Genomic DNA, 11,403 nt, shown 5'->3' on the forward strand with positions numbered 1-11,403 from the left:
GATTCGCGTACTGGGTTGGGGGATTGGGAATTTCTCCCCTCGAATGAGTGGCTACTTCCGGTCCTGCTTGCCACCCGAACGAGTAGCGCCGGCACCGGCCGTCGCCTTCACCCCGCCCTCCTTGGAGCCGCCTGCCCCGGGGGACTCAAATGATTCCAACGCCTCCAACACGTCCTGGACACGGGAAATCTCCGCCTGGATGTCCTCGCGGCGCTTCACCAGTGCCTCCAACTCGCCACGGCCGCCCTCGACAAGACGCCGGGCCTCCTGCTCGGCCTCGGTGCGCAGGCGCTCCGACTCGGCCGCGGCCTCGGTACGCATGCGCTCCGCGTCGCGCACCGCCGTGGTCTTCTTCTGCTCCGCCTCCTTCAGCAGCCCCTCGGCCTTCTTCACCGCGGCGATGCGCACCTTGCTCGCCTCGCCGCTCGCGTCCGACAGCAGCTGCTTGGCCTTCGCCTCGGCCTCCGCGAGCTGCTCGGTCGCCGCCGCGACCAGCTTGTCGCAGCGCTCGCCCGCCGACTGCATCGCCTCGGACGCCTCCCGGCGCGCGCGGTCGTGCAGCTCCTCGACCTCGCTCTCGATGCGGGTCCGCAGCTCGTCCGCCCGGTCCCTTATGGCGGTCGCGTCCCCCGCGGGCCTCGGCCAGCAGTGTGTCCGCGTCCGTACGGGCCTGCTCCACCAGCGCGTTGCCCTCGCCCGTGGCCGCCGCCACGAGGCGCTCGGCCTCCCGGCGGGCGGCACCGACCATGGCGTCCGCCTGCTCCTCGGCCGCGGCGGCGGTCTTGACCGCCTCCTCCTGCGCCTTGGCGATCAGCGCGTCCGCCTGCTCGGCGGCCTCGGTACGCCGCTGGGCGGCCGCGTCCCGCGCCTCGTCGACCGTGTGCTCGGCCGCCTCACGGGCCTCGGCGCGCACCCGCTCGGCCTCCAGCACCGCGTCGGCCTTGACCTTCGCCGAGTCGGCGCGCGTGCTGTTGGCGTTCTCCTGCGCCGCCGCCAGCGCCGCCCGGGCCTCGGCGGCCATCCGCTCCGCCTCGGCCGTGGCCTCGGCGATCAGCTCGTCCGCCTGCTGCGCGGCCTCCGTACGGGCCTTGTTGGCCGCGTCCCGCGCCTCGTCGGCCGTCCGCGCGGCCTCCTGACGGGCCGTCTCCAGCGCCTCCGCGGCGTCCGCCCGCAGCCGCTCGGCCTCCGCCTTCCCGTCCGCGACCGTCCGCTCCGCCTCGGCCGCGGCCCGCGCCCGGTGCTCGTCGGCCGCCCGCCGCGCCTCCTCGGCGTTGCGGGCCGCCTCGGCGCGCAGCTTCTCGTCCTCGGCCCGGGCCTCGGCGGCCATCCGCTCCGCCTCGGCCGTGGCCTCGGCGATCAGCTCGTCCGCCTGCTGCGCGGCCTCCGTACGGCGCTGGTTGGCCGCCTCCCGCGCCTCGTCGACGATGCGGTCGGCGTCGTCCTGCGCCGAAGAGGTCAGCTCCGCCGCCTCGTTGACGATGCGCTCGGCCTCCGCGCGGCCGTCCGCGCGCATCTTGTTCGCGTCCTCGCGGGCCTCGGCCTTGGCGCGCGACGCGTCCTGCTCGGCCTGCGCCAGCGCGTCGGAGGCGTCGGTGCGCATCTGCTGCGCCCGCGCCGACGCGTCCGAGACCAGCCGATCCGCCTCCGCGGTCGCCTTGGCCAGCAGCGCGTCCGCCTGCCCGGCGGCCTCGACCCGGTGCGCGTCCGCCGCGTCCCGCGCCTCGTCCACCAGGGTCCGCGCCTCGGCGCGCATCCGCTCCGCGTCCGCGGCCGCCTGCGCGCGCTCGGCCTCGGCGGTCTCCTCCGCCTCCACCAGCGTCCGGGACGCCTCGGCGCGCAGCCGCTCGCCCTCGGCCGTGGCCTCGGCGATCAGCGCGTCCGCCTGCTCCGCGGCGTCCGCCCGGCGCTTGTTGGCCGTCTCGCGGGCCTCCTCCAGCACGCGGGCGGCCTCGGCCTCCACGCGCTCGCCCTCGGCGATCGCCTCGTCGACCGTGCGCTCGGCCAGGTCCCGGGCGGCCTCCGCGGCCGACTGGGCCTCGGCACGGATGCGCACCGCGTCCTCGCGGGCGCTCTCACGCTCCTCGTACGCCTCGGCGCGGACCCGGTCCGCCTCCTCCTGCGCCTCGTTGACGGTCCGCTCGGCGCTGTGCTCGGCCGCCGAACGCAGCCCGGCGATCTCCTCCTCGCCTGCTCGTGCAGGCCGGCTACGGACTCCCGCACCTGCTGGGCCGTCTGCTCCGCCGCCGACACCAGCTCGGTCGCGCGCTGCTCGGCCTCCTCGACCAGGCGCTCGGCCTCCTCCTGCGCGTCGGCGACCCGCTTGCGCGCCGAGGCCAGCAACTCCTCGCTCTGCTCGTGCGCCGCCTCGCGCTCCGCCTGCGCCTCCGCGCGTGCGTCGCCCAGCAGCGTGTCGGCCTCGCGCCGGCGCCGCGCGGCCTCCTCCTTGGCGGCCTCCAGCGCCTCGGCGGCCTCCGCCGCCGTCCGCTCGGCCGCCGCGTTCGCCTCGGCCCGCAGCCGGTCGGCCGCCTCCTGGGCCTCGGACCGCAGCAGCTCCGCCTCTTCGTCCGCCTCGGCCCGCAGCAGCTCGGCCGCCGCCTCGGCCTCGGACCGCACCGTGGCCGCCTCCTCGGCGGCCTCCGTGCGCTGCCGCTCGGCCTCCTCCTCGGCCTGCGTCCGCAGCGCGCGCGCCCGCTCGGACGCCTCCGTGCGCTGCCGCTCGGCCTCCTCGGCCGCCTCCCGGCGCAGCCGCTCGGCCTCCGTACGGGCCTCGCGCAGCGCCTCCTCGGCGGCCTCGACCCGCTGCTCGGCCTCGGTGTGCAGCCGCGTCAGCTCCTCGGCGGCCTCCTCGCGGCGCTCCTCGGCGGCCCGCTCGGCCTCCTCGCGCAGTTCCTTCGCGGCCCCGTCCGCCTCGGCCCGGACCCGCTCGGCGTGGTCCTCGGCCTCCTCGGCCATCTCCTCGGCCTCGGTGCGGGCCCGCTCCAGCAGCTCCTCGGCCTGCTTGCGCAGGGCGGCGGCCCGTTCGGCCGCCTCGGCCCGCACGCGCTCGCCCTCGGCCGTGGCGCCCGACCGGGTCTCCTCCGCGTCGGCCTTGGCCTCGGCCAGCAGCTCCTCGGCGGTGTGCGCCGCCTCCTCGACCTTCTGCAGCGCCTCGCGGCGCGCCTCGCCGCGCAGCCGCTCGCCCTCGGCGACCGCGTCCGCGCGCAGCTGCTCCGCCTCGCCGCGCAGCCGCCGCGCCTCCTCCTGGAGCTCGACGGTCCTGGCGCGGTACTCCTTGGTGTCGTCCTTCGCCCCGGCCTTGAGCTGCTCGGCCGACTCCTCGGCCTGCGCCCGCAGCCGCTCGGCCTCGGACTCCGCCTCCGTGCGGATCCGCTCGGCCTCCTCGGCGGCCGCCCTGGTGGTGGCCCGCGCGTCCTCGGACGCCTTGGAGAGCATCTCCTCCGCGGCCCGGGCGGCCTTCGCCAGCTGGGCCGCCGAGTCCTCGGCCGCCTTGCTGCGGGCGTTCTCCGCGGCCTCGGCGACCAGCCGCTCGGCCTTCGCCGCCGCGTCGTCGCGCAGCTGCTCGGCCTCGGCCCGCAGGGCCTCGGCCTCCTTGGTCTTCTCGCTGACGACCCGGGCGATCTCGGCGCGCGTGGTGCGGGTGCGCTGCTCGTTCTCCGCCTCGGCCTCGGCCAGCCGGCCGGCCGCGGCCCGCTCGGCGTCGCCGACCAGCTTCTCCGCCTCGGCGCGCGCCTCGCGCAGCGCCGTGTCGGCCTCCTGCATCCGCGCCTCGGCGGCCCGGGTGAGCTCGGCGGCGGCCGTACGCGCCTGGTCGGACTCGGTGCCCGCGTCCGTGCGCAGCCGCTCGGCGTGGTCGGTGGCCTCCTGGGCCTGCTGGGACGCGGCGGTCAGCAGCCGCTCGGCGTCCGTGCGCGCCCGGCGCAGGATCGCTTCGGCTTCGGCGCGGGCCTCCTCGGCCGCGGCCGCCAGCCGGGTACGGGCCTGCTCGGTCAGCCGCTGGGCCTCGGCGCGGGCGGTGCCGAGCGACTGCTCGGTCTCGGCCCGCGTCTCCTCCATCAGCCGGCGCGCCTGCGACTCGGTGCGCGAGCGCAGCTGCTCGGCCCAGGCCACGTTCTCGTTGACGTGCGACTCGACGGTCGCCCGGCGCTCGTTGAGCTCCTCGTCCAGCCGCTGGCGCCGGGCCACGGCCTCGGAGTGCAGCTCGGCCTCCATCCGGGCCTGCCGCTCGGCGTGCTCCTGGAGGAGGCGCTGGGTCTGCGCCCGGGCCTCGCGCAGCTCGCGCTCGGCGTCCGCGCGCAACTGGTCCGCCTGGATCTGGGCGTTGCGCAGCAGCTGCTCGGCCTGGTAGTCGAGACCGGCCGCGTCGTACGCGGGACGGTGCGCGAGGGCGCGGCGCGCCTCATGGAGCTTGGCGCGCAACACCTCGACCTGGTAGCCGAGGTCGTCGGCGTGCTGGACCGCCTTCTCCCGCTCCTTCTTCAGCCGCTCCATCTCGGCCTCGAATTGCGAGAGGTGGTCGGTTTCAGCCCGCTGGCTGTCCTGGCGCTCGTAGCCCCGCACTGCGCGGTCCATCCGTCCCCCTGGTCGCGTCGGTGGCCGGCCCCGTGCGTGGTGGTGGAACCCGGAGCCCGCCCTTCCGAAGAAATGGTGTCAGATCATCGGCACAGCCTGGGCCGGGCCCCACCCGTACCCCGGCCGAACCTGCACTCTACCGGCCGGGGCAGGTGTGGGTCAGTGGTCCTCGGCCGGACGGGGCGCCGAGGTGACCAGTTCCGTCAGCACCCCGTGGCAGTCCTTGGGGTGCAGGAAGGTGATGCGGGATCCCATCGAGCCGGTGCGCGGGGCGTCGTACAGCACGCGTACGCCCTTGTCCCGGATCGTCTCGGCGTCGCCGTCCACGTCGGCGGTGCCGAAGGCGATGTGGTGCACGCCCTCGCCGTTCTTCGCCAGCCACTTGCCGACGGGCGAGTCGTCGCGGATGGGCTGGAGGAGCTGGAGGTACGAGGCGCCCCCGTCCGAGGTCTCATTGATCTTCAGCATGGCCTCGCGTACTCCCTGCTCCTCGTTGACCTCCGTGTGGAACACCTCGAAGCCGTAGGTGGCACGGTAGAACTCGACGGTGGCGTCGAGGTCGGTACAGGCGATCCCGATGTGGTCGATGCGCGTCAGCATGGAACCAGTGCACCGCCGCGCCGAGCGGTCACGCAACGTGCGCGCGATCACACCGACGGGCCGGTGACCGCGTGGGTACCGCTCAGTACATTGACGAAATCACCCTCGACACCGACGTCAAACCCCGCCCGAAGGAGCCCCGTCCATGGCTGGCACGAACGGTTCGACCGGCACCACATCCGTGATCGTCGCGGGCGCGCGGACGCCCATGGGACGTCTTCTCGGCTCGCTGCGGACGTTCTCCGCGGCGGACCTGGGCGGTGTGGCCATCAAGGCCGCGCTGGACCGGGCGGGCATCGGCGGCGATCAGGTGCAGTACGTGATCATGGGTCAGGTCCTCACGGCCGGCGCCGGGCAGATCCCCGCCCGCCAGGCGGCCGTCAAGGGCGGCATCCCGATGAGCGTCCCGGCGCTGACCGTCAACAAGGTCTGCCTGTCCGGCCTTGACGCCATCGCCCTGGCCGACCAGCTCATCCGCGCGGGGGAGTTCGACATCGTCGTGGCCGGCGGCCAGGAGTCGATGACCAACGCCCCGCACCTGCTGCCGAAGTCGCGCGAGGGCTACAAGTACGGCGCGGTCGAGATGCTCGACGCCATGGCGTACGACGGGCTCACCGACCCGTTCGAGGGCATCGCGATGGGCGAGTCCACCGAGAAGCACAACACCCGCCTGGGCATCCGCCGGGCCGAGCAGGACGAGCTGGGCGCGCGCTCCCACCAGCGGGCCGCCGCCGCCCAGAAGAACGGCCTCTTCGACGCCGAGATCACCCCGGTCGAGATCCCGCAGCGCAAGGGCGAGCCGGTCGTCTTCAGCAAGGACGAGGGCGTCCGCCCCGACACCACCGTCGAGACCCTCGCCAAGCTGAAGCCGGCCTTCGGCCGCGAGGGCACCATCACCGCGGGCACCGCCTCGCAGATCTCCGACGGCGCCGCCGCCGTGGTCGTGATGAGCAAGGCCAAGGCCGAGGAGCTGGGCCTGGAGTGGATCGCCGAGATCGGCGCCCACGGCAATGTGGCCGGCCCCGACAACTCGCTCCAGTCCCAGCCGTCCAACGCGATCCTGCACGCCCTGCGCAAGGAGGGGCTGACCGTCGACGACCTCGATCTGATCGAGATCAACGAGGCGTTCGCGGCCGTCCTGGTGCAGTCAATCAAGGATCTGGGCGTATCCCCGGAAAAGGTGAACGTCAACGGCGGCGCCATCGCGCTCGGCCACCCGATCGGCATGTCCGGCGCCCGCACCGTCCTCCACCTCGCCCTGGAGCTCAAGCGGCGCGGCGGCGGGACGGGCGCGGCGGCGCTCTGCGGTGGTGGCGGGCAGGGCGACGCGCTGATCATCCGCGTCCCCGGTTCCGGTTCCGGCAAGTAAGGGGAGTCACCCGTGGTGGACGTCCCCGCCCTCGTCGAGCAGGCCCGAGCCGGCCGGCCGCGCGCCGTCGCCCGGCTGATCTCGCTGGTGGAGGGGGCGTCCCCGCAGCTGCGCGAGGTCATGGCGGCGCTGGCGCCGCTCACCGGCGGCGCGTACGTCGTCGGCCTCACCGGCTCGCCCGGCGTCGGCAAGTCGACCTCGACCTCGGCACTGGTCTCCGCCTACCGGCGGCGCGGCAAGCGGGTCGGGGTCCTCGCCGTGGACCCCTCCTCGCCGTTCTCCGGCGGCGCGCTGCTCGGCGACCGGGTGCGGATGTCGGAGCACGCCTCCGACCCCGGGGTCTACATCCGTTCCATGGCCACCCGTGGCCATCTGGGCGGCCTCGCCTGGGCCGCCCCGCAGGCGATCCGCGTCCTGGACGCGGCCGGCTGCGACGTGGTGCTCGTCGAGACGGTCGGCGTCGGCCAGTCCGAGGTGGAGATCGCCTCGGAGGCCGACACGACGGTGGTGCTGCTCGCCCCCGGGATGGGCGACGGCATCCAGGCCGCGAAGGCCGGGATCCTGGAGATCGGCGACGTCTACGTCGTCAACAAGGCCGACCGGGACGGCGCGGACGCGACGGCGCGCGAGCTCAACCACATGCTCGGCCTGGGCGAGGCGCGTTCTCCCGGGGACTGGCGCCCGCCGATCGTGAAGACGGTCGCCGCGCGGGGCGAGGGCGTGGAGGAGGTCGTCGAGGCGCTGGAGAAGCATCGGGCGTGGATGGAGGAGCGGGGGGCGCTCGCGGAGCGCCGGTCGGCGCGGGCGGCGCACGAGATCGAGCGCATCGCGGTGGCGGCTCTGCGCTCGCGGATCGCGGATCTGTCCGGCGATCGGCGGCTGGGGGCGTTGGCGGGGCGGGTGGCGGAGGGTTCTTTGGACCCGTACGCGGCCGCGGACGAGCTGGTGGCGGGCCTTACGGAGGGATAGGCCCCGGTCCCGCCCTTTCACCGTTTCTTCGCGCTCCGCGCGGGTGTCCTCAAACGCCGGACGGGCTGAATTAGCCCGTCCGGCGCTTGAGGACAGCGCGCGCAGCGTGCTGCTGCGGAAACGGTGAAAGGGCGGGGCGGGGTCACTTCCCCCGCGCGGAGCGCAAGTGCTCGGCCACCGGCTTCAGCGAGGCGTGCAACGCCTTCAGCTCCTCGGCCGAGAGCAGATCGATGAAGTGCTCGCGCACGGACGCGACATGGTGCGGCGCAACCTTCCGCATCGTCTCCCACCCCTGCTCGGTCAGCACCGCGAACAACCCCCGCCGATCCGACTCGCAGTTCTCCCGCCGGACCATCCCGGCGTTCTCCATGCGCGTGATCTGGTGCGAGAGACGGCTCTTCGACTGGAGGGTCGCCGCGGCGAGGTCGCTCATCCGCATCCGGTGGTCTTCCGACTCGGACAGGTTGACGAGGATCTCGTAGTCGTTGTTGGTCAGACCGAACGGCTGGAGATCCCGTTCGAGCCGGTGCATCAACAGTCGGCTGACGTCCAGATGGGCCCGCCAGGTGCGCTGTTCCTCGTCGCTGAGCCAGCGTGTGCCGTTCTCGGTGTCCATAGAGAAATTCTACCTAAGAATGTTGAAAAGCGAACCAATTGGGAGTTGAGGAAGCTGGAACGAGAGGTCAAGCGTTCGACGTCACACTCCGCAGGGTACCGCTCACAGCCCGAAGCGGCGCTGGAGGTCCCCGAGCTGGCCGGGGAGACGCGGTGCACTTGGCTGGTTCGCATGGGTTGACGGGGCGCCCCCGTGCGGGACGCCCGCCTCGTCCGGCGGCGTCCCCGTCGGCCGCTCCGCCATCAACTGCTCACTGGACTGCAGCAGTACGGTCCCGGCGCCCACGAACTCGAACTGGTGCTCCTCGCCCGACGCACCGCCGAACCCGGTGAGCATCCGCACCCCGCCCAGCACGCCCCGCATGTACTGGTGGTCGTAGTGGTGGCAGGGCGACGGGCAGTCCGCCCACCCCACCAGCGCCTGCGGGTCCACCCGGATCGGCGGCTCGACGAAGACCACCGGTCCGTTGGACGCGGCCACGAACTTGCCCGTGCCGATCAGCGTCACGAACCCGGGGATGATCGACTGCTTGAGCGCCAGCGACGGCTCGAACGCCAGCAGGTTGCCCGAGCGGACGGTGAGGTTGCCGTCCTCCAGGTCGTAGGAGTTGACGTCGAACGCCCGGTCCGCGAGCACCATCTTGCCGTGGCCCTCGGCCACCACCCAGTCCTGCGCGTGCAGCGGGGAGTGGAAGCTGGACTGGATGATCCGGTCCAGCGGCCCGTGGCCGATGCCGTGGAAGCTGATCTGCCCGAAGTAGGCGACCATCTTCCCCTTCTGCAGGAACCACTGGCCGTTCAAGTCCACGCTGAACGCGTAGGAGTTGACGTTGTCGTTGACGGGCAGGGTCTGCGCGTCATGGATGACCGGGGCGTTCATCGTGGACCTCCGAGGGTGTCCCGGCCTCCGAGCCGGGGAGTAAAGCAGGACAAGCTACCGTCAGGGCCGTTCGTCATGTTCCGCGGTGGCGTCGCGCTCGACTTCCAGGCGGTGCAGGATCTCCGAATTGAGCGATCTCGGGACGACTTGGCTTCGCCGACCAGCATGCGTGGAGGTCGGCGGGAAGTCTGAGCGTGATGCGCACTTCACGGTCCATGGCAGGCATCGTAGTGTCACACTGGTGTCATGGCGATGTCTCAGGGGCCCGAGGGTGCCGGTCATGCCCGGTACACCTACCGGCTTCGTGTGTCGTCCGGTGCTGAACGGTTGCTGATCGGGGAGTGGGGCCGGTGCCGCTGGATCTGGAACGAATGCGTTGCCAGGTCCAAGAAGGCTCACCGTGAGGGTGAGAAGTGTGGACCGGCGCGACTGGACAGGCTGTTGACCGGGGCCCGTGCCGTAACCCCATGGCTGGCGGAGGGCGCCAGTGTTCCTCAGCAGCAACTCATCCGTGACTTCGGCAAGTCCCGTACCAAGGCATTGAAAGACATCAAGAATCGTGTACCGGTGCGGCAGCGGGCGGGGATGCCGAAGTACAAGAAGAAGGACAAGGGACAGCCCGACCCTGAACTGCACCCGGCGAGGCTTCCGGCTGAAGGGCGGCCGACTGCATCTGGCCGGCGGCATCGGCGTGACCGTGGTCTGGTCGCGGGACTTGCCTGCCGCGCCATCCAGCGTGCGTGTCTACCGGGACACCCTCGGGCACTGGTATGCCGCCTTCGTCGTCCCTGTCGAGGTGCAGCCCCTGCCCGTCACCGGTGCAGTGATCGGCATCGACTGGGGTGTGAAGGAGACCGCGACCACGACCTCGGACGCTCACGACCTTCCGCATGCCGAACACGGTAAGAAGGCCGCCGAACAACTTGCCCGCTACCAGCGGATGATGTCCCGGCGAGAACGTCCCAAGGGAAGAGCGCAGAGCCGGGGGTACCGCAAGGCGCAGCAGCAGGCCGCGAAGCTGCACAGGAAAGTGGCCCGGCAGCGTCAGGACACGGCACGCAAGTGGGCCAAGGGCGTGGTCCGTGACCACGACATCATTGCGGTGGAGGACTTCAGGCCCAAGTTCCTCGCCAGGACCACCATGGCGCGCAAGGCGGCGGACGCCGCCATCGGTGCCACTAAACGAGCCCTGATCGAGGTGGCCCGCAAGCACGGGCGCGACGTGCGCCTTGTTCATCCCGCGCACACGACCATGGATTGCGCATCGTGCGGAGCGAGAACCAAGCACGCACTTCCTCTTTCGGAACGTACGTACACCTGCATAACGTGCGGAGTCGTATCCCCCAGGGACAAGAACTCCGCCCGTGTGATGCTGGTCCGGGCTGGTCTGAACCCGGCTGGTGCTGACGGCGTAAGACCCTCTGGGGCGCTGCCCCGGGCGGCTGCCTGAGCCAGGAATCCCCCGGAACCCCTGAAGTTGGAATCCTTCGACTTCAGCCGGGGGAGCGGTCAAAGCTTCTCCTCCGACGCCTGCACATACACCGTTCCACTGCCCGACAGCTCCAGCTGGAACGCCTCGCCCGAGCCCCGGCCGACGAACTCCCGCCAACCGAGCGCCGTCGACAGCTTGTTGCGCACATCGCCGCGGTGCGCGACATACGCCTGCGGGTCCACATGGACCGGCCGCCCGGGTGGATCGGCAGCTCGATGAAGCCGCCGTGGGCCATCACCGCCACCGCGCCATGTCCCTTGAGCGTCGTGGTGAACAACCCTGCCCGGTCACCTGGCCGCGCACCATGCCCATCACACCGCCCTGCGACCCCATGAACATCGTGCCCTGCTGCAACGAGCCGTCGAAGGCCAGCAGCCGGTCCGCCTCCACATAGAGCGTGTCGCCGGACAGCTCGATCACATGCACATGGTGGCCGCCGTGGCCGAACATCACCGAGCCGTTGCCCTCCACGGTCATCAGCGGCGTCGCCTCGTTCGCGACCCGTCGCCCGATCATGCCCATCACACCGCCCTGGCCGCCGGTGATGCTGGGCGTGAACGGGACACCTCAGTGACGACGGCAAGGGGGGGGGCAGCACACGTGCAAATTAGGAGTATATGAGGGAAGTAGTGCCGTGGGGGGGGACGGGGCGCGGCAGAAAGCATCTTAGGTACTTGGGGCAAAGAGGGCATGGGCAAAGCCGATCATGGAAGAGACGGCGGACGGGCAGTGGGGGGCATTGAGGCGTTAGAAGGCCGATAAGACAGGGTCTGGTGGGGGAAGAGTGGCAGAGTCGGGGGGTAGAGGGAGAGGAGGCGATTAAGTATGTGAGAAGGTTCAGGATGGGTTGGTGACGTGGAAAAAGGTGGAAAGTAGGGGTGGACGTGCGGTTGGGCCCGGTGAGGGGGA

General features: G+C 72.1%; 5 protein-coding genes and 3 pseudogenes. 3 read left to right on the top strand and 5 right to left on the bottom strand.

Translation table 11 applies throughout. The features are described from left to right. Nucleotides 1-51: 51 nt before the first annotated feature. Together scy and mce are read right to left on the bottom strand one after the other, a co-directional pair. Nucleotides 52-4,557: pseudogene (gene scy, locus ABD794_RS03315) on the bottom strand (polarized growth protein Scy). 171 nt (nt 4,558-4,728) lie between these two features. Further along, nucleotides 4,729-5,169: a methylmalonyl-CoA epimerase gene (gene mce, locus ABD794_RS03320; protein ID WP_344960815.1), complete on the bottom strand. Its 441-nt coding sequence runs from the start codon at nt 5,167-5,169 to the stop codon at nt 4,729-4,731. A 145-nt stretch (nt 5,170-5,314) separates the two neighbouring features. Between mce and ABD794_RS03325 the strand changes: the two genes are divergently transcribed. Next, on the top strand, nt 5,315-6,538 hold the full coding sequence (locus ABD794_RS03325) for an acetyl-CoA C-acetyltransferase (RefSeq protein WP_344960816.1): 1,224 nt from the start codon (nt 5,315-5,317) through the stop codon (nt 6,536-6,538). A gap of 12 nt (nt 6,539-6,550) precedes the next feature. After that, entirely contained in the window at nt 6,551-7,507 is a 957-nt protein-coding gene (meaB, locus tag ABD794_RS03330; protein WP_344960817.1) for a methylmalonyl Co-A mutase-associated GTPase MeaB, read from the top strand. A gap of 142 nt (nt 7,508-7,649) precedes the next feature. On the opposite strand, the gene ABD794_RS03335 is transcribed toward meaB, so the two are convergent. Continuing rightward, nucleotides 7,650-8,123 (bottom strand): MarR family winged helix-turn-helix transcriptional regulator, encoded by a 474-nt coding sequence (locus ABD794_RS03335; protein ID WP_344960818.1) that lies wholly within the window; start codon nt 8,121-8,123, stop codon nt 7,650-7,652. A gap of 102 nt (nt 8,124-8,225) precedes the next feature. After that, nucleotides 8,226-9,002 carry an AIM24 family protein gene (locus tag ABD794_RS03340; protein ID WP_344960819.1) on the bottom strand — a complete coding sequence of 259 codons (777 nt, stop codon included), beginning with the start codon at nt 9,000-9,002 and terminating at the stop codon, nt 8,226-8,228. Between the two features lie 246 nt (nt 9,003-9,248). On the opposite strand from ABD794_RS03340, the pseudogene ABD794_RS03345 reads away from it, so the two are divergent. Continuing rightward, nucleotides 9,249-10,452 (top strand): annotated as a pseudogene (locus ABD794_RS03345) (RNA-guided endonuclease InsQ/TnpB family protein). 59 nt (nt 10,453-10,511) lie between these two features. Here ABD794_RS03345 and ABD794_RS03350 read toward each other — a convergent pair. Continuing rightward, nucleotides 10,512-11,058 (bottom strand): annotated as a pseudogene (locus ABD794_RS03350) (AIM24 family protein); the annotation flags it as partial. Between the last annotated feature and the right edge of the window lie 345 nt (nt 11,059-11,403).

The organism is Streptomyces thioluteus (genome assembly GCF_039535865.1).